The following is an 18,825-nucleotide window of genomic DNA, read 5'->3' as shown; positions in this document are numbered from 1 at the left end:
TCAGCGGGTGAGCAACTCCCGCAACTTCTTTCGGCTGACCTTACCCACCCCGGTCTCGGGGAACGCCTCGATCACCTCGATGGCGTCGGGGAGCTTCCATTCGGCGAGGCCGGAGTTGCGGACGAAGGCGCGCAGGCCCGCCAGGGTGGGTGGGTCGTCGGTGTCGACGGGCACCACATAGGCACAGGTGCGCTCGCCCAGGTACGTGTCGGACGCGGCGACGACGATGGCGTCGCGGACAGCCGGGTGGGCCAGCAGATGCTCCTCGACCTGTTCGGCCGAGACCTTCTCACCGCCGCGATTGATGCGGTCGGCGGCCCGCCCCCGCACCACGAGGTTGCCCTGCGCGGTCAGTTCGACGACGTCACCGGTGCGATACCACCCGTCGGCGGCAAACGACTCCGGGCTCGCGTCGCGCCAGTAGGAGCGAATCGTGTAGGGGCCCTGGGTTTCCAGGAAACCCGGACCGTCGGTGACCGGCGCCCCGTGCTCGTCGACGAGCCTCATCTCGTCCAGCGGCGACATCGGTCTGCCCTGCGTGGAGGTGATCTGGTCGTCGGGGTCGTCGAGCCGCGTGTAGCAGACCAGACCCTCGGCCATCCCGAACACCTGCTGCAGCCGCACCCCCAGAGCGGGGCCGATCCGCCGCGCCAACTCGTCCGGACACCGCGCGCCGCCGACCTGCACGGTCTGCAGGCTCGACAGGTCCAGCGAGGTACCGGCCTCGGCAGTCTCGGTCCACAGCCGGGCCAGCGGTGGCACCAGGCCCACCATGGTGACCCGTTCGCGCGCAACGAGTTCCCAGGCGACCGACGGCGTCGGGCTCGGCGAGAGCACCACCGTCGCGCCGGCGTACAGCGCACCGAGGATGCCCGGGGAACTCATCGGGAAATTGTGCGCGGCGGGCAACACGACGAGATAGACCGTGTTCTCGTCGACACCGCAGACCTCATTGCTGCGCCGCACGCTGTACAGGTAATCGGCAGCCGTGCGCGGGATCAGCTTCGGCACTCCGGTACTGCCGCCGGAGAGCTGCAGGAAGCCGAGCTGCTCGGGATCGGCGCGAGGATGCTCGAGCGGTTGCGCCCAGAGCTTCTCGAAAGTGTCCGAGTCGATGAGCAGCCGCACCGAGTCGACCGCGTCGGCCACGCGTTGTGCCAGAGCCCCGTAGTCGACGCCGCGACCGCTCGCCGGAGAGATGATCGCCACCGCTGCGGCCGAGCGGGCGATGCCGACCAGTTCGGTCTCGCGGTGGGCGGGCAATCCGAAGACGGGCAGGGCGCGTACGCGGAACAACGCGAACACCGCCTCGACGTAGGCCACCGAGTTCGGGATCTGCACGATCACCCGGTCGTCGGCTGCGATACCCAGGCCGACCAGCCCGGCCGCCAGCCGCTCGACGCGTTCGTCCAACTCGGCGTAGGTCAGCGAGCGCTCGTCGTCGATGACGGCGATCTTGTCGGCGAAACGCCGGTCGCGGGCTCGCGTGGTGAGGATGTCGTCGAAGTTCTCGCCCGTCCAGGCACCTGTCGTGCGGTACTTCTCGGCGAGTTCGGGGGGCCAGGGTGTCGCGTGCACAAGGTGAGGCTACCCTAATGCTGTGGCCATTCCCCCGATCGCTCCGTACCAGATACCCGTGGGCCCCTTCCCCGCCCGCGTGGAATGGACGTTGCAGCCAGAACGCGCCGCGCTGCTGATCCACGACATGCAGCGCTACTTCATCGACGCCTACCGGCTCGACCACGAACCGATGGCCACGGCACTACCCAACATGATCGCGATCCGCGAAGCATGTTCGGCGGCAGGCGTTCCGGTGGTCTACACCGCCCAACCCGGCGATCAACATCCGTCGCGACGCGGCATCCTCTCCGACTTCTGGGGCAAGGGACTCTCCTCCGGACGCGACGAGGAGATCATCGAGCAACTCACGCCACGTGACGGTGACATCTGCGTCACCAAGTGGCGATACTCGGGTTTCCAGCGCACCGACCTACGCCAACTGCTCGCCCACCACGGCCGCGACCAGTTGATCATCGTGGGGGTCTACGCCCACATGGGCTGCATGATCAGCGCCACCGACGCGTTCATGAGCGACGTCGCCCCCTTCTTCGTCGTCGACGCGATGGGTGACTTCTCCCGCGACGAGCACCGGATGGCCGCCGAGTACATCGGCAAACGCGCCGGACGGGTCGTCCGCGCCGCACAGGTGTTGCGCGCTGTGCAGGTAGCGGCCACAGAACACGCCTCCGACGGTGTCGGCACGGATCGGTCCGGAGTCACGGCGTGACCGGAGGATCCACCGCCGGGCCGGCCGGGCTGGCCGGTGAGGTCGCCCTGGTGACCGGCGCCGCGGGCGGCATCGGGTCTGCCGTCGTCGACGCCCTGAGGGCCGCCGGTGCCACCGTCATCGGATGGGACCGTCAGCCCGACACCGATATTCGTGCCGTCGACGTGACCGATCGCGACGCCGTGCGCGCCGCCTGGGACGAGCTCGACACCGAACACGGTCCGATCGGTGTGGTGGTCGCCGCCGCCGGCGTGATGAGCGACGACTGGGACACCTGCATGGCCGTCAACGCCGGTGGCGTCCGCAACCTCCTCGACGTGGCCCTGCCCTCGATGACCGCCCGTCGACGAGGCTCGGCGGTGGTCGTCTCCAGCAACGCCGCCACCGTGCCGCGCACCGCGTTACCGGCGTACGCGGCATCCAAGGCTGCCGCGACCTCCTACGCACGGTCACTCGGGCTGGCCGCGGCCCCCTCCGGCGTACGCGTCAACATCGTCTCCCCCGGGTCGACCGACACCCCCATGCTCCGGGGTATGTGGGCCTCCGATGCCGATCGCGACACGGTGCTCGTCGGCGACGCCGCCCGCTTCCGGTTGGGCATACCGCTCGGCCGGATCGCCGACCCGGCCGACATCGCCGAGACCGTCGTCTTCCTCGCCTCGGATGCGGCGCGCCACGTCACGCTGCACGACCTGCGGGTCGACGGAGGTGCGACGTTGGACATGTGACCCCGTCGCCACGGGCAACGCCGCACCGGACGACACCTCGCCCGCCGAAATCTCCACTCCTCCTACACAACTGATTGGATTCTCGTGAAGAACACACGACCGATGCTGCGCGGCCTGGTGGTGGCCGTCGCGGTGGGCCTGATCGCCTTCCTCGGCGCCTGCTCCTCCCCCGACGACAACTCGGCACAGAGCAGTTCGTCGTTCACCCCGGTGACCATCGATCACGAATACGGCTCGACGGAGATCACCGCCAAGCCCACCCGCGTGGTGACACTGCTCAGTGACTGGACCGATACCCTTGCGGCACTGAATATCCCGATCACCGCGGCGTTCGTCCCGCAGGGCACGCCGACGTTCTCGTGGACCCCCGCCAACAACGCACAGATCGTCGAGGTCGCCGACCCGACCCAGGTGACCGTCGCCGAACTGGCCAAGTTCAACCCCGACCTCATCCTGGCCGGCTACCTCGGCAGCGAGGACCAGTACAACAAGCTCAAGGAGATCGCCCCGACGATCCCGGTACTGACCAAGGGCGCCACCGCCGACACCTGGGAGCAACTGACCACGACGGCCGGCAAGATCTTCGGCGTCGGCGATCAGGCACAGAAACTGATCGATGCCACCAATGGTGAGATCTCGACGTTCAAGTCGAACAACGCCAAGGCGCAGGGCAAGACCTTCACCTTCGCGCAGGTGGGCCCGACCGGTCAGGTCGGGGCGATCAACTCCACCAAGGATGCCGCTGCGGGCCTGATCGCCCAACTGGGCTTCACCCTGAACCCGCAGGTGGCCGCACTGCACAACGGTCAGTCCACCCGTGCGCTGATCTCGCCGGAGCGGATCGACCTGCTGAACTCGGATCTGCTGGTCGTCTATGTTCCCGGCGGCAACAACGCCGTGGTGAACCAGGTACCCGGCTGGAGCAACCTCACTGCCGTCAAGAACGGTACGGTCGTCTACCTCGACGACAAGACCCAACCCGCGTTCAGCGTGCCCAGTGCGCCGTCGGTCGGGTTCGTCATCGACACCCTGAATCCGGTGGCCGCCAAGCTCTGACCCGCGTGCGACCGACCCGCTGAAGAACACCGGCGCCGCACCTCGAAGGTGCGGCGCCGGTGTGCGTTCGGGTTGTCGGGTCAGCGGTTGTCGAAGGTCTCGATGATGCGCTGCGCGCCGAGCGCCGGGGTCAGCGTGGCCTCGCGTACCTGCTGCTCGACCTCGGCGCGCACCGACTTGACCTCCGGGGAATCGGCGAGGCGTGCCAGCACGGTCTCGCGCGCCATCTCCCACATCCACTCGATCTGCTGACGATTGCGTCGGGCCTCGAATTCACCTGCGGCGAGCAGTGTCTCGCGATGACGTTCCACCGCCGCCCAGTACTCGTCGACGCCGGTGTTCTCCAGCGCACTCATCGTCTGCACGGGTGGAAACCACAGTGCGTCGTGCGGATAGATCAGCCGCAGCGCGTTCTTCAGCTCGCGGGCGGCCGCGTTCGCCTCGGTGAGATGTTTGCCGTCGGCCTTGTTGACGATGATCACGTCGGCGAGCTCGAGGACACCTTTCTTGATGCCCTGCAACGAATCCCCGGTGCGGGCCAGGGTCAGGAACGAGAACGTGTCGACCATGTTGGCCACCGCGACCTCCGACTGGCCGACGCCGACGGTCTCCACCAGCACCACGTCGAAACCTGCGGCCTCGACGAGGACGATCGACTCGCGGGTGGCCTTGGCGACCCCGCCGAGCGTGCCGGACGTCGGTGACGGCCGGATGTAGGCACGCTTGTCCATCGACAACCGGCCCATCCGGGTCTTGTCCCCGAGGATCGACCCGCCGGTGCGGGTGGAGGACGGGTCGACGGCGAGTACCGCGACCTTGTGCCCCTGCTCGATGAGATGCAGTCCGAGTGCTTCGATCGTGGTGGACTTGCCGACACCGGGGACGCCGGTGATGCCGACCCGAAACGACTTGCCCGAGTGCGGAGTCAGACGCAGGAGCAACTCCTGCGCCGCGGCGCGGTGATCGGGCCGACGCGATTCGACGAGGGTGATCGCGCGGGCGAGATCCGCGCGGCGGTCCTCGAGGATGGCCTCGGCGAGCGCATCGACGTCGACCCGCCGGCGTACCGCTGCCCGTGTGCCGCTCTGGTCGGTCACTCGGAAGCGACTCCGGCGAGTTCGAGCCCGAGATTGTCGGCGAGCTTGCCGACGAGTTCGACCGCCGAGTCGGCGATGACGGTACCGGGCGGGAAGATCGCCGCGGCACCTGCCTCGTAGAGCTCCTCGAAATCACCGGGCGGGATCACCCCACCGACGACGATCATGATGTCGGGGCGGCCGACCTCCTCGAGCGCCTTGCGCAGCGCGGGCACCAACGTCAGGTGCCCGGCCGCCAGCGAGGACACACCGACGACGTGGACGTCGTTGTCGGCGGCCTGCGTGGCGACCTCCTCGGGGGTGGCGAACAGCGGGCCCACGTCGACGTCGAAGCCGAGGTCGGCGAATGCCGTCGCGATCACCTTCTGCCCGCGGTCGTGTCCGTCCTGGCCCATCTTGGCGACCAGCACGCGCGGGCGCCGACCCTCCGCCTCGGCGAACTGCTCGACGATCTCCGTGGCCGCCTCGACGCCGGTCACCGCACCCACCTCATGTCGATACACCCCGCTGATGGTCTTGATCTCTGCCTGATGGCGACCATAGACCTTTTCCAGCGCCGCGGAGATCTCACCGACGGTTGCCTGCTGCCGGGCGGCCTCGATGGCCAGTGCCATCAGGTTGTTCTCCATGCCGCCGTCGTCGCTGGCCGCGGCGCGCGTCAGATCGGCCAGGGCCGCCTCCACCGCCGCCGAATCCCGGCCTGCGCGAAGCCGATCGAGCTTCTCGAGTTGTTCGGTGCGCACCTTGGAGTTCTCGACCTTGAGAACCTCGATCTCCTCGTCGTCGTCGACGCGGTACTTGTTGACCCCGATGAGCGGCTGCTGACCGGAGTCGATGCGCGCCTGCGTGCGGGCGGCGGCCTCCTCGATCCGCAACTTCGGCAGACCCTCGTTGATCGCCTGCGTCATACCGCCGGTCGCCTCGACCTCGGCGATGTGCTCGCGGGCCTTCTGGGCGAGCTGATGGGTCAGCCACTCGACGTAGTTGCTGCCCGCCCACGGATCGATCGGGCGTGTGGTACCCGATTCCTGCTGCAACAGCAGCTGGGTGTTGCGGGCGATGCGGGCGGAGAAGTCCGTCGGCAGGGCGATCGCCTCGTCGAGGGCGTTGGTGTGCAACGACTGGGTGTGACCCTGGGTGGCCGCCATCGCCTCGACGCAGGTACGGGCGACGTTGTTGAACACGTCCTGGGCGGTCAACGACCACCCCGAGGTCTGCGAATGTGTGCGCAGCGACAACGATTTCGGGTTCTTCGGATCGAACTGGGCGACGAGTTCGCTCCACAGCAGACGCGCGGCACGCAGCTTGGCGACCTCCATGAAGAAGTTCATCCCGATGCCCCAGAAGAACGACAGTCGCGGGGCGAACTTGTCGATGTCGAGCCCGGCGTCGAGGCCGGCGCGGATGTACTCCACACCGTCGGCGAGGGTGTAGGCGAGCTCGAGATCGGCGGTGGCCCCGGCCTCCTGGATGTGATAGCCGGAGATGGAGATCGAGTTGAACCGCGGCATCTTCTGGCTGGTGTACTCGAAGATGTTGGAGATGATCCGCATCGACGGCTTGGGCGGATAGATGTAGGTGTTGCGGACCATGAACTCCTTGAGGATGTCGTTCTGGATGGTCCCCGCCAGCTTCTCCGGCGGCACGCCCTGTTCCTCTGCGGCAACGACATACAGCGCCAGGATGGGCAGCACCGCACCGTTCATCGTCATCGACACCGACACGCTGCCGAGGTCGATGCCGTCGAAGAGCTGGCGCATGTCGAGGATGGAGTCGATCGCCACACCCGCCATGCCGACGTCACCGGCGACGCGTGGATGGTCGGAATCGTAGCCGCGGTGGGTGGCCAGGTCGAAGGCCACCGACAGGCCCTTCTGCCCGGCCGCCAGGTTGCGGCGGTAGAAGGCGTTGGATTCCGCCGCGGTGGAGAAGCCCGCGTACTGACGGATGGTCCACGGCTGGTTGACGTACATCGTCGGATACGGGCCGCGGATGAACGGCGCCGCCCCGGGTACCGAATCCAACGGATACGGGTGGGCGCCGTCGGTGGTCACCGCATCCCGGTCGGCGCGGGTGTACACCGGCGTGACGTCGATCTGCTCGGGGGTGCTCCAGGTGACCTGCTCGGTGCTGTAACCGTGGGCGGCCGAGAGGTCCCCGATCACCTCCGCAGCCGCGTCGGCCGGTACCGCCGGCACCTCGACGGCGAGGTCGACGTCGGCGAAACTCGGTATCGCGGTTGTCTGTTCGGTGTTGGTCATGCGCTGGCTCCCGAGGTGGCGGGGACGGAGGGGACGAGCCGGTCGAAGAGGTCGGTGAGGGTGGCCACCGCGTCGATGCCCACACGCAGCGAGCCATCGGGGCGGTCGTCACCGGCGGGCCATTCCTTGTCCGGTCCGGCGAGCAGCACGTGCGCCAGACCCGCTGCCCGCGCGGCGGCCAGCGCCGCCGGACCGTCCTCGGCGTAGCGCGCCTTGGCGCCGCACAGGACGGCGATCGGCGTGCCGGTGTCGGCGATCGCGGTGGGGATGGTCGACGCGTCGAGCGGCCCGGGGTTCACCGCCTCGATCCCGCCCGCCGCGAGCAGATTCGCGACGAACGTGGTGCGGCCGTTGTGCTCGGCCACACTTCCCAACGGCAGCAACAGGATTCGCGGACGGGTGCCGGTGTCGGCGAACTGGGCGTCGGAGCGATCCCGCAACTGCTCGAAGGCGCGTCCGACGCGGGCCAGTCGCGGGGTCGCGCCGACGAGGTCGGTCGTCGTGGCCGGGGCGCCGGTGATCGGCTTCTCGGCGAGATTCGGGAACTCGTTGACCCCGGTCACCGATTCGCGACGATGGGCGACCGCCACGTCCCGGGTCTGCAACGACTCGGCGACACGCTCGGCGATCCACCCCGAGTCGAGGGCGGCGCGATATCCGCCCTGCTTCTCGATGTCACCGAAGACCGCCCACGCGTTCGCGGCGAGGTCGTCGGTGAGCGATTCGACGAACCACGATCCGCCTGCCGGATCGAGCACGCGTCCGATGTTGGACTCCTCGAGGAGCAACAGCTGGGTGTTGCGGGCGATCCGCCGGGAGAACGCGGCTCCGGAGGTGCGTGCATCGGCGGGCAACGCGGCGTCGTACCGCAGGACGGTGACCTGGTCGGCACCGCCGATGCCGGCACCGAAGGCGGCGATGGTGCTGCGCAGCATGTTGACCCACGGATCACGCTGGCTGTACATCGACAGGTCGGTGACCGCATGGGTCAGCGCGCCACCGGACGTCGGTGCGCCGATCACCTCGGCCACCCGAGCCCAGATACGCCGCAGCGCACGCAGTTTCGCGATTCCGGCGAACTGATCGTCGGCGACCGAGACGGCGAAGGTGAGCTGTTCCAGCGCGGCCGCGGGGTCGAGTCCGGCGGCGGTGAGATCACGCAGATGCGCCACCGCGGCAGCCACCGACAGGGCCAGTTCGAGTCCGTTGTCGGCACCGGCGGTGGCGAAGTCGGTGCCGTCGACCCGGAGGGTGCGAACCGCGGCGCCGTGCGCCCCCGCGACCTCGACCGCCAGTTCCGTGGCCGCCTCGGGTGCCACCGTGGGCCGTCCCGAGTATGCGGCGGTCAGCGGTGAGAGCCCGAGGGACAGCGTCGTCGCCGCGGTCGGCGCGGCGGTGTTCGCGCCCGCGGGCGCACCGTCGAGGACGGCGAGCAGGGCGCGTGCGGCCTCGATACCCGAGGCGCCGGCGTCGAGGGTGATCGGCACGAGATCCAGGTAGACACCGGACAGCACGGTGGCGAGGTCGTCGGCGGTCAATGCACCTCCGACGGCCAGCCACAGGCCGCTGGTCCCGTTGTTCATCGCCTCGAGGATCTCGGTGTTGACCTGTTGGGCCGATGCCGGATCGTCGCCGAATCGTTCGGTCACCCGCCAGCCGGTGAGGACGTCGCGGTGCGGGTCGGCCCCACGGACGTAGGGGAAGCCACCGGGGACACCGGGTTCTGCGGTCTCGTCTCGGCGCGTGTAGAGCGGGCGGACGGTCAGCCCGTCCCGGGTCTGCGTGGACAGCAGTGCCTCGGGGGTGTCGGGGAGATCATCGACCTCGACGCGCCGCGACTTGGCGAGCACCCCGGCCGCGGCCCGCGACCATGTCTCGTATGCCTCGTCGAGCGCCTGTCGGGACTGCTCGGGCTGTTCGCTGTGCTCGGGCATCGTGCTGCACACACCTCCATCATGCGCTCGGTCGAGAGCGTAGTTGACCTTAGCCGATCGCTCGCTCGGTACCGCACAGTAGGCCCGTGTCGTGACGTATGCCACGTCCGACACGCCTGGCCCGGCGGACTCGGCCGCGATCACGCGGGAGCCGGTCGAGCGGACCGCCCTAGAGTGGAGCGGTGCGTAACGATCGCAGTGGTTCCGGCGAGTCCGTGGCACCCGCCTCGCCCGAGCCGCCGATCCCGTCGGGGTCGCCGGGCCGGTCCAGAGATGCGATGACCACCCAATCGCGCCGCAGTATCCGCAACGCGGTCCTCGGACTCGTCGCGGTGTGCGCGGTGCTGGCCATCTCCTATCTCGTTCCCCTTCCCTCGGTCGGCAGTGTGCGCGCCTGGGGCGAGAATCTCGGGCCCGCCTTCGTCTGGGTGTTCTTCGGCGCCTACGTGGTATGCACGGCACTGCCGATCCCCCGCACCATCTTCACCGTCATGTCGGGGATCTTCTTCGGTCCCGTCGTCGGCGTGATCGGCGCGATGATCTCGGCAACCCTGGCGGCGTACCTGGCGTTCCGGGTGGCCCGTGGTGTCGGGCGGTCCCGCATTCAGCCATTCCTGCAGCGGCCGGTGATGCGAGCGGTCGAGTACCGGCTGGCCGCGCGCGGCTGGCTGGCCGTCGGGTCGCTGCGGCTGATCCCGGTCTGTCCGTTCTGGCTGCTGAACTACTGCGCGGGACTCTCCTCGGTGCGCACCGGCCCCTACCTGCTGGCGAGTGTGACGTGCATGGCCCCGGGAACCGTGGCGGTCGTGCTTCTCGGCGACGCGCTGACCGGTCGACAGAACCCGTGGTTGCTGGCTCTGAGCGCCACGTTCTTCGCGATCGGGGTCATCGGGCTCGTCGTCGACGTGCGGACACCCCTTCGGCCATCAACTTCTCAAACTTGATTTATCCATATCAAGTCATTTTGCTTGATATACCGATGACAAGTCCTCATACTTGTGGCATGAGGCACCACGGGCCGCGGGGTCCCGCAACCGCAGTCGCCGCAACCGCCCTGTCGGTGGCGGGTGATCTGCTGTGTTCGTGATGACGATCGACCAGCGCCGGAGCCGGACGGACCGCGACCGCGTTCCCGACCTGCTCACCGCCGTTGCCGACACCCCGGTCCTCCGACCCTTCGACCGCACCGCAGGCGACGAGGTCCAGGCCGTACTCACCGACCCGGACGCCGTCGTCGCCGTCACCCTGCTGCTGGCCGACGAGGGACATTGGAGCATCGGCATCGGCATCGGCGACGTCGAGACACCGCTCCCTGCGCAGACCCGGGCGGGCCGCGGTGAGGCGTTCGAACATGCGCGGGCCGCGGTGGAAGCGGCCAAGGCCGCGCGGCCACCGCTGGCGGTGCGCGGAGCGTCCCGGTGGGCCGAACACGCCGACACCGCTCTGCGTCTGCTCACCGAGATCGTGATCACCCGCTCGGCCGCGGGCCGGGAGGCCGTGTCGCTGGTCCGTGGCGGCCTGCGACAGACCGCGGCGGCCGAAGAGCTCGGCATCACCCCGCAGGCCATGTCGCAGCGATTGCGGGCGGCGCGCTGGGAACTGGAGTCGCCCACGCGAGATCTCGTCGCCGATCTCCTCGCCCGCGCCGACCGACCCGCCGAGGACCCCCGATGACCGCCACCGCCATCACGGTGCTCATCGTGATCGCCGCGCTCCCCGGGGCGGCGATGGCGCTGCACCGTCGGCTCGGCAACCGCGAGTGGATCGATCCGGCGTCGAGCGTCGTCTCGTTGCTGCTCGCATCGGTGGCCGCACTGTGCGCGTGGTCCGGTACCGCACCGACCACCCACGCCGTGTCCGTCATCGGATCCCTCGCGGCCACCACGGCCGCGGTGACCGCCGGCGGCGCCATCGTCCGATCGGTACTCATCGCCGGAGGCGTCACCAGAGCCCCGGCTCGCACCGCACCGCCCGCGGGTGGGCCGGACGAGCCCGAGTCCGGTCCGCTGCGTGGTGGCCGGGTGATCGGATACCTCGAACGGCTCGCCGTCGTCGGGACCCTGCTGCTCGGTTGGCCGGAGGGGCTGGCGATCATCCTCGCGGTCAAGAGCCTGGCCCGGTTTCCGGAACTACGCGCGCCGCATGCCAGCGAGCAGTTCATCATGGGCACCTTCGCCTCGGTGCTGTGGGCGTGCGGGATGGCCGGGGTGGGGCACCTGCTGGCCGTGTGACCGCGGCCGGCACGGTCCGATAAGTCGGGCTGGTCGGTTTCTCGAGCCCGAAATATCAAGCGTTGAGCGGACTCTCAGCTGATTGACGGCGAGGTGCCAGTTCCGGGACGCACACTGGCGCGAGTGGGTTCGCACACGTACGGACACGGCGTCTCGTTGCTCGACGGCTGGTTGCCGCTGACCATCGAGATCGTCGCCATCGTCCTCTTGGTCCTGGTCATCGCACGCCGGTCGCGACGATGGTGGCTGCTCTGGATTCCGGTGAGCGTCGGGGTCGGCGCACTGACGGTGTGGGCCGCATACGAATACTGGTCCTCAGAGGGTATGTCCTCCGACCCCGCGCCGCAGCTCTTGTGGTGGTGGATCGGCGCGCTGGGCGCCGCGGTGGCGCTGGTCGTCGTCGGTGCACGTCGCACCCAGTGGTGGCGCCGGGTGGCATCGGTGTTGTCGGTGATCGCCGTGCTCGCGGCGGCCGCGCTCAGTGTGAACCAGTGGGTCGGCTACTTCCCGACCGTTCAGGAGGCGTGGGCGCAACTGACTGCCGGACCGCTGCCCGACCAGATCGACAACTCGACGCTGGCCGCCGATCGCAACACCGTGCAGACCACCGGCAAGGTGGTCTCCATCGACACCGGTTCGGCGCACAGCGATTTCGCCCATCGCACCGAATATGTCTATCTGCCACCCGCGTGGTTCGCCGGCCCCACCCCGCCGACCCTTCCGGTCGTGATGATGATCAGCGGCGAATTCAACACCCCCGCCGACTGGATGCGCACCGGACATGCCGTCCAGATCATCGACGCCTACGCGCGCACACATCACGGACAGGCTCCGATCCTGGTGTTCCCGGATGTGGGCGGAAGCTTCAACAACGACACCGAATGCGTCAACGGGCCCCGCGGCAACGTCGCCACACATCTGACCGACGAGGTCCGTCCGGCGGTGATCTCGCAGTTCCGCGCATCGCCTGCCGCCGCCAACTGGGGCGTGGTCGGCTGGTCGATGGGCGGCACCTGCGCGGTGGACCTGGTGACCATGCACCCCGATGAATTCACCTCGTTCGAGGACATCGCCGGCGACGCCGCCCCCAACTCCGGCACCACGAGCCAGACGGTCAGCCGGCTCTTCGGGGGCAGCACCACGGCCTACGCCGACTTCGACCCGGCGACGGTCATGGCGCGCCACGGTCGCTACACCGGGGTCTCGGGGTGGTTCGACGAATCCTCCGGCGGCGGCTGGGGTCCCGGCGGTCCGGGACAGCACGGCGGACACCACCCGGGACAGGGCGGCCGGGGCCAGGGGAAGTGGGGTCAAGGACAAGGGGGCCAGGGACACGGGAATCAGGGCAAGTGGGGTGGCCCGGGCCAGGGTGGCACCGGACTCGGTGGCCGCGACGGCGGTGGGCACATCACCCCGGGGTCGGAGCTGACCGCGGCACGAACGCTGTGCACCGACGGTGAAAAAGTGGGCATCACCTGTTCGATCCATCTGCAATCGGGCGGGCACACATGGCAATTCGCCGAGCAGGCCTTCACCGACGCGCTGCCCACCATGGCCGCCGAGATCGGGGTACCCGACGCCGGTCCGGTGCCGGCGACCACGACGCACACGCCCTCGGGCACCGCACCGAGTGCCCCGTCGGCGTCGGTGAACGCGATGTCCGCACCCTCGTCCTCGCCACCGGCGTGAGACCCCGCCCGGCGTGGTGCCGGACGACGCGGACCTAGGAGCTCGGCTCGGCGGTGTCGGTCGGGGCGGCCGATTCGACCGCGGGTGCCGCCGCGAATCCCGGTGCCGCGTCGAGCGCTCCCGACGAGGTGGTGTCGGCGGGGATGGAGCGACGAGTGGCCGCACGCAGCGGAGCATCGGGTTCGACGGGCTGACGGGCAACCGCCTCGGCCTCGGCAACCGCACGCGCCACCCGCGGGTCGGTGGTCATGTCGAACCAGCCCTCGGTGTCGGATTCGTCGACGTCGGCCGGGATGTCGTCGGCGGGCTCGTAGCGGAACACCCCGTCGTCGCCCTTGACGCCGAACGACTTCGCGAATCCCTGGAGGGCCGAACCGAAGTCGGTCGGCAACACCCACACCTTGCTGGCTTCGCCCTTGGCCATCTCGGGGATCTGTTGCAGGTACTGATAGGCGAGGATCTCCGGTGTCGGCTTGCTCGCCTTGACCGCGGCGAAGGTCTTCTGGATCGCCTTGGCCTCACCCTGCGCCTTGAGGTAGGTCGCCGCGCGATCGCCCTGGGCACGCAGGATGCGGGACTGCCGCTCGGCCTCGGCGGAGAGGATCGCGGCCTGCTTGGCACCCTCGGCGGACAGGATCTGGCTCTGCTTGGCACCCTCGGCGGTCTTGATCGCCGACTCGCGCTGTCCCTCCGCGGCCAGGATGGTCGCGCGCTTCTCACGGTCGGCCTTCATCTGCTTTTCCATCGATTCCTGGATCGACGGCGGCGGCATGATCGACTTGAGCTCGACGCGCGCCACGCGCAGTCCCCATCGCCCGGTCGCCTCGTCGAGTACGCCGCGCAACTGGCCGTTGATCGAGTCCCTCGACGTCAGCGTCTCCTCGAGGGTCATGCCACCGACCACGTTGCGCAGTGTGGTGATGGTCAGCTGCTCGACGCCGGCGATGTAGTCGTCGATCTCGTAGACCGCCGACCGCGGATTGGTGACCTGGAAGTAGACGACGGTGTCGATCGACAGGGTGAGGTTGTCCTCGGTGATGACCGGCTGCGGGGGGAAGGACACCACGCGTTCGCGGATGTCGACGCGCGCCCGGATCCGGTCGATGAACGGCACCAGCAGGGTCAACTGCCCCGACACGGTACGGGTGTAGCGCCCCAGGCGTTCGATCACCGCCGCCTCCGCCTGCGGGATGAGGGCCACCGATTTCGCGAGGGTGACCACCACCAACACGATCACCAGGACGGCCACCACCAAGCCGATGTACTCCACGACCCTCACCCCTTCCATACGACGGCGGTCGCGCCGTCGATCTGCATCACGGTCACCTGTTCGCCCGGTTCGAAATGATCGCCGGGGGTCATCGCGCGGGCGGACCACTCCTCGCCGTCGATCTTCACCCGGCCGCGGTGTTCGTCGACGGACGCGAGGACCGTGGCGTGCTTGCCCTCGAGCGCCTCGACGTTGGTCAGCAATGCCGGTCGGGACATCAGATGCCGTTTGGCCACCGGCCGCACGAATGCCAGCAACGCGACCGCAACCACCGCGAACACCACCACGTCCACCCAGATGGGTGGTGAGACAAAGAAATCCACACCCGTGGCGGCGAGCGCGCCACCACCGAGCATGAGCAGCACCAGATCTCCGCTGACCATCTCGCCGATCAGCAGCACGATCACGGCCACCAGCCAGATCAGGGTGCTCATGGGTCCAGTCTGCCAGAATCGCCACCGGGGCAGCGGCGATCCGGACCGCGCCCGAGTCCCCGGAGCGATCGCCGACTCAGCCGTCGCCGTCCGCGGCGGTCACGAAATCGATGAGTTCCTCGACCGAGCGCAACAGATCCACCTCGAGGTCACGGAAGTCGTTGACCTTCGACAGCACCCGACGCCAGCCGTCTTGTGGTGTGCCCCAGCCCAATCGGGTACACACCCCGGCCTTCCACTCCTCCCCGCGCGGCACCGTCGGCCAGGCCCGGATGCCCACGGAGGACGGTTTGACCGCTTCCCAGACATCGATGAACCGATGCCCACGAACGAGGACGTGCTCCCCCACATCCGCGGTCAGGCGCTCCTCCTTGGAACCGGCAACGAGGTGGTCGACCAACACACCCGCTCGGCGATGGGCGGCAGGCCCGAAATCGGCGAGTACGGCGTCGAGGTTGTCGAGGCCGTCGAGCCCCACGACCACCACCCCCTCGGCGCGCAGATCCGATCCCCAGACGCGTTCGAGAAGAGTGGCGTCGTGCACGCCCTCGACGAAGATCCGGCTCGCACGGGCCGTGCGGGCGCGCGCCGCGGGCGCCACCCGTGATCCCGACGCGGTGCGCTGCGCCGCGACCGGACCCCGGGTGCGCGGTCGGACCAGGGTCACCGGTGCACCGTCGATGAGGAACGCCGCGGGATGCATGACGAAGACCCGCGTACGCCCGTGGCGGTCCTCGAGCCGTACCAGGTCGCCGGCATAGCTCTTCTCGAGTCCGACGACGGCGCCGCAGAATCCGCTGGCCGCGTCCTCGACGACCAGGTCTCGCTCTGCCGCCACCTCTGGGGTGCGGGGCGCGGCGCGGCGCGGCGCCGCCAGTACATCTCGTCCATAACGATCGTCGGTCACACCCGTCACGCTAACCAACTCCCGCCCCAGACCGGCGAAAGCCACGCCGGGCGCCGATGTGCGAACCGGAAGGTATCGTGGACGACCTATGACCAGTATCGACCATGTCCTGCAACACGCCTGGCCGGCCAGCGCCCTGGGCGCGTGGTCTGCGGCGTGGATCGCCGGACGCTGCTCCCCCGACGACGTCGTCGACACCCTCGCCGGATCCGCCGATCTGCACGTCCTCGACGACCGGACGGGCACGCCCGACCCGACCCCGGCCGGTGTTCTGGGAATACTCACCCTGCTCCGCGACGCCGGACGCCTCTCGGTCCGGCTCCCCAGCGCCGGCGACCCGCAGGGCCTCCCACCCGACGAGGCCACCACCGCCGCCTTCGCCGCCGGCGAGGTCCTGTTGATCGACGACGGCGCCGCGACGCCGCTGGCACTGATCCCGACCGAACACGACGGCTCCTGCCGCTGGCGGGCGATGCGCTACCGATCGGCGGTGCCAAGCGGGGCAACCGGGCTCGCCGGCGACATCGAATACGAACTGCGACAGGCGATCTCGACGACAGCCGAGCTGATCACGAAGATCGGTGGCCGGACGGCGACGATGCCCGTCGATCTGCGCGGAACGCTGCGCGCACAGACCCACCGCCACCTCGTCGAGGTGCCACCACACGACGACATGCGTGCGACACGCATGATCGAGACCGCGGCACAGGTCGAGTCGATCGCGATCCTCGCCGGCGAGGCCGGAGCCGGATTCGGGGCAACCGCCGCACAGTGGTCATCCGGCGATGGGGAGCTGCGGCGGCTGGTCGGTCTCGCCCATGCCGCGCGCGCCGCCGCGGTGAACCGGATCATCGCCGAATTCCTCGGCACCACGTGGTGATCGGCGGTCGCCGACGATCCACATCCCCGGTGAGGGTGATCGCCCCCGCCGTCAGCGGCGGGTCGGGCGGGCCACCGGGACACAGCAGCGGTCCCGGCAGATCGCCCCGTTGTCCCCGCACCCCATCGGCGGCTCGCCCGCCGGAGTGGTTGCAGCACCGGCATAGCGGTCATCGGCAAGGTGGTCGTCGACGAGATCGGCGATCAGGGACACGAAACGCGCGTCGGTACCCACGGTGTCGGCGCGGACGTAGTCCATTCCCAGACGCCGCGCGGTATCGGCCGCCTCGTTGTCGAGATCCCAGATCACCTCGAGATGATCGGAGATGAAACCCACCGGGTAGACGATGACCTGCGTGATGCCCTGTTCGGCCAGTGTTTCGAGATGGTCGCAGATGTCCGGGCTCAACCAGGGCACCTGCGGCGGCCCCGACCGCGACTGCCATACCTGGTCGTGGTCGTCGAAACCGGCTGCCCGCGCAACCATCTCGGCCGCGCGAGCCACCTGATGCGAATACAGGTGGCCGCCGTCGGCGGCGGGCCCGGAGTTCGCGTCGGCGGCGCTCGGCACCGAATGTGCCGTGCACACCAGACGCGGCGGGCGTGACGCGGGCGGAAGGAGGGCCGCCGCACGCGCGACCGCGTCACGGCCGGCCGCCACCATCGCCGGATGATCCCAATACTGTGGGAGTTTGCGCAGCAGAACGGGATCCGACGATGCGGCCGCGGGTCGGCGGCGCGAGAGCTCGGTCACCGCGTGCTCGATGTCCTCGTGGTACTGCCGACAACCGGAATAGCCGCCCCAGGCCGACGTCGGGAACACCAGAATCCGCCGATGACCCGCGTCGTACATCTCGGTGACGGTGTCGGCGATCATCGGATGCCAGTTGCGGTTACCGAAGAAGACCGGCAGCCCCTCGTGCCCGCGACGGTCCAACTCGGCACGCAGGGCCGCGATCAGGTCGAGATTGAGCCGGTTGATCGGTGACACACCACCGAAGTGCAGGTAGTGCTGCGCCACCGCCTCGAGGCGCTCCCGGGGCACACCACGCCCTCGGGTGACGTTCTCCAGGAAGGGGATCACGTCGTCGGGCCCGTCGGGCCCCCCGAAGGACAGGAACAGCACGGAGTCGAACGGCCGGCGCTCGCCGGTGCGATCGACGTCCCCGCGTTCGGGCGCGACGGTCACCGACACACGCTCACTTGATGAAGTCCTCAGGGAACCAGGTGTTGTGGCTCGCCCCGCCGTCGACGTAGACGATCGACCCGGTGGTGCCCGGCAGATAGTCGGAGAGCAGTGTGCACACACTGGTGCCCACCACGCCCGGATCGTTGACGTCCCAGCCGATCGGCGACGCACCGTTCCAGTACTCGTTGAGCATGTTCAGCTTCTTCGCGTCATCCGTCGCGGTGCCCGAAATCGCCTTGGCAGCAAGCGTTTTAATGGGACCGGCCGCGACCAGATTGGACCGGATCCGCTTGGCGTAGCCAACCTCACGCGCCACATAACGGTTCACCGACTCCAGGGCGGCCTTGGCCACCCCCATCCAGTTGTAGTCGGGCATCGCGGTCCGCGGATCGAAGTCCATGCCGACGATCGAGCCGCGTTCGTTCATCACCGGCAGCACCGCGCGCGCGAGCGACGCGTAGCTCCACGCCGAGATCTCGAAGGCCTTGGACACGTCGGGGCCCGGGCCGTCGAGGAACGGCACGGCGTCGGGGCCCATCAGGGTTTTGGGCGCGAACGCGATCGAGTGCACCACTCCGTCGACGCCCTCGGGCGCGAGTTCACCGACCTTGTCGGCGAGTGCGGCGAGCGACTCCTCGTCGGTGACGTCGAGCGGGATCGCCGGCGGGACCTCCTGCGGTAGCCGCTTGGCGATGCGGTCGATCAGCCGCAATCGCTCCGGGATCCCGGTGATGATGACCTTCGCGCCCTGCTCCTGGGCGACCTTGGCGGTGTGGAAGGCGATGGAGGCATCGGTGATGATGCCGGTGACGAGGACGGTCTTGCCGTCCAGGATTCCGCTCACGGCGAGAACTCCTCTGCTG

The 18,825-nt window shown here is 68.9% G+C and carries 17 protein-coding genes; 8 read left to right on the top strand and 9 right to left on the bottom strand.

The window, feature by feature from the left end:
- The gene (locus P3L18_RS09160) at positions 1-1,578 is read right to left on the bottom strand and encodes an AMP-binding protein (RefSeq protein WP_276113927.1); all 1,578 of its coding nucleotides are present in this window, start codon (positions 1,576-1,578) and stop codon (positions 1-3) included.
- A gap of 22 nt (positions 1,579-1,600) precedes the next feature.
- Here P3L18_RS09160 and P3L18_RS09155 point away from each other — a divergent pair, with 22 nt between their 5' ends.
- The 3 genes from P3L18_RS09155 to P3L18_RS09145 all read left to right on the top strand — a co-directional run bounded on the left by P3L18_RS09155 (position 1,601) and on the right by P3L18_RS09145 (position 4,071).
- Complete coding sequence (locus P3L18_RS09155; RefSeq protein ID WP_020171367.1) at positions 1,601-2,287, top strand: isochorismatase family protein; 687 nt, start codon at positions 1,601-1,603, stop codon at positions 2,285-2,287.
- Positions 2,284-3,015, top strand: a complete 732-nt coding sequence (locus P3L18_RS09150; protein WP_276113926.1) for an SDR family oxidoreductase — start codon at positions 2,284-2,286, stop codon at positions 3,013-3,015. The genes P3L18_RS09155 and P3L18_RS09150 overlap by 4 nt, the downstream gene beginning before the upstream one ends.
- Before the next feature lie 84 nt (positions 3,016-3,099).
- Entirely contained in the window at positions 3,100-4,071 is a 972-nt protein-coding gene (locus P3L18_RS09145; protein WP_211544968.1) for an ABC transporter substrate-binding protein, read from the top strand.
- 80 nt (positions 4,072-4,151) lie between these two features.
- Here P3L18_RS09145 and meaB read toward each other — a convergent pair whose 3' ends face one another.
- The 3 genes from meaB to P3L18_RS09130 are packed head-to-tail and all read right to left on the bottom strand — an operon-like array spanning position 4,152 to position 9,363.
- Entirely contained in the window at positions 4,152-5,168 is a 1,017-nt protein-coding gene (gene meaB, locus P3L18_RS09140) for a methylmalonyl Co-A mutase-associated GTPase MeaB (protein ID WP_006370114.1), read from the bottom strand.
- Positions 5,165-7,429, bottom strand: coding sequence for a methylmalonyl-CoA mutase (gene scpA, locus P3L18_RS09135; RefSeq protein ID WP_014359996.1), 2,265 nt, complete (start codon positions 7,427-7,429; stop codon positions 5,165-5,167). The genes meaB and scpA overlap by 4 nt, the downstream gene beginning before the upstream one ends.
- On the bottom strand, positions 7,426-9,363 hold the full coding sequence (locus P3L18_RS09130; protein ID WP_079929686.1) for a methylmalonyl-CoA mutase family protein: 1,938 nt from the start codon (positions 9,361-9,363) through the stop codon (positions 7,426-7,428). Before P3L18_RS09130 ends, scpA begins: the two co-directional genes overlap by 4 nt.
- 278 nt (positions 9,364-9,641) lie before the next feature.
- Between P3L18_RS09130 and P3L18_RS09125 the strand changes: the two genes are divergently transcribed.
- From P3L18_RS09125 to P3L18_RS09110, 4 genes are all read left to right on the top strand, one after another.
- On the top strand, positions 9,642-10,307 hold the full coding sequence (locus tag P3L18_RS09125; protein WP_006370111.1) for a TVP38/TMEM64 family protein: 666 nt from the start codon (positions 9,642-9,644) through the stop codon (positions 10,305-10,307).
- Between the two features lie 133 nt (positions 10,308-10,440).
- On the top strand, positions 10,441-11,037 hold the full coding sequence (locus tag P3L18_RS09120) for a hypothetical protein (protein ID WP_006370110.1): 597 nt from the start codon (positions 10,441-10,443) through the stop codon (positions 11,035-11,037).
- Positions 11,034-11,594, top strand: a complete 561-nt coding sequence (locus P3L18_RS09115; protein ID WP_079929680.1) for a hypothetical protein — start codon at positions 11,034-11,036, stop codon at positions 11,592-11,594. The genes P3L18_RS09120 and P3L18_RS09115 overlap by 4 nt, the downstream gene beginning before the upstream one ends.
- A gap of 123 nt (positions 11,595-11,717) precedes the next feature.
- On the top strand, positions 11,718-13,283 hold the full coding sequence (locus P3L18_RS09110) for an alpha/beta hydrolase-fold protein (protein ID WP_276113925.1): 1,566 nt from the start codon (positions 11,718-11,720) through the stop codon (positions 13,281-13,283).
- Between the two features lie 34 nt (positions 13,284-13,317).
- Here P3L18_RS09110 and P3L18_RS09105 read toward each other — a convergent pair whose 3' ends face one another.
- The 3 genes from P3L18_RS09105 to P3L18_RS09095 form a co-directional block, all read right to left on the bottom strand.
- Positions 13,318-14,553, bottom strand: a complete 1,236-nt coding sequence (locus P3L18_RS09105; RefSeq protein ID WP_006370107.1) for an SPFH domain-containing protein — start codon at positions 14,551-14,553, stop codon at positions 13,318-13,320.
- A 5-nt stretch (positions 14,554-14,558) separates the two neighbouring features.
- Positions 14,559-14,987, bottom strand: coding sequence for an NfeD family protein (locus P3L18_RS09100; protein ID WP_006370106.1), 429 nt, complete (start codon positions 14,985-14,987; stop codon positions 14,559-14,561).
- 76 nt (positions 14,988-15,063) lie between these two features.
- Positions 15,064-15,903, bottom strand: a complete 840-nt coding sequence (locus P3L18_RS09095; RefSeq protein WP_276113924.1) for a DUF3097 family protein — start codon at positions 15,901-15,903, stop codon at positions 15,064-15,066.
- A 79-nt stretch (positions 15,904-15,982) separates the two neighbouring features.
- Between P3L18_RS09095 and P3L18_RS09090 the strand changes: the two genes are divergently transcribed.
- Positions 15,983-16,774 (top strand): hypothetical protein, encoded by a 792-nt coding sequence (locus tag P3L18_RS09090; protein WP_276113922.1) that lies wholly within the window; start codon positions 15,983-15,985, stop codon positions 16,772-16,774.
- A gap of 51 nt (positions 16,775-16,825) precedes the next feature.
- Here the strand turns inward: P3L18_RS09090 and P3L18_RS09085 are convergent, their stop codons facing one another.
- Positions 16,826-17,968, bottom strand: coding sequence for a ferrochelatase (locus tag P3L18_RS09085; RefSeq protein ID WP_043456437.1), 1,143 nt, complete (start codon positions 17,966-17,968; stop codon positions 16,826-16,828).
- 4 nt (positions 17,969-17,972) lie between these two features.
- Positions 17,973-18,806 (bottom strand): NADH-dependent enoyl-ACP reductase InhA, encoded by an 834-nt coding sequence (gene inhA / locus P3L18_RS09080; RefSeq protein WP_006370102.1) that lies wholly within the window; start codon positions 18,804-18,806, stop codon positions 17,973-17,975.
- Positions 18,807-18,825: the final 19 nt, after the last annotated feature.

It is taken from the genome of Gordonia sp. N1V (assembly GCF_029269935.1).
Taxonomy (GTDB): Bacteria; Actinomycetota; Actinomycetes; order Mycobacteriales; family Mycobacteriaceae; genus Gordonia; species Gordonia polyisoprenivorans.
This window is presented reverse-complemented; position numbering and strand designations above follow the sequence as displayed.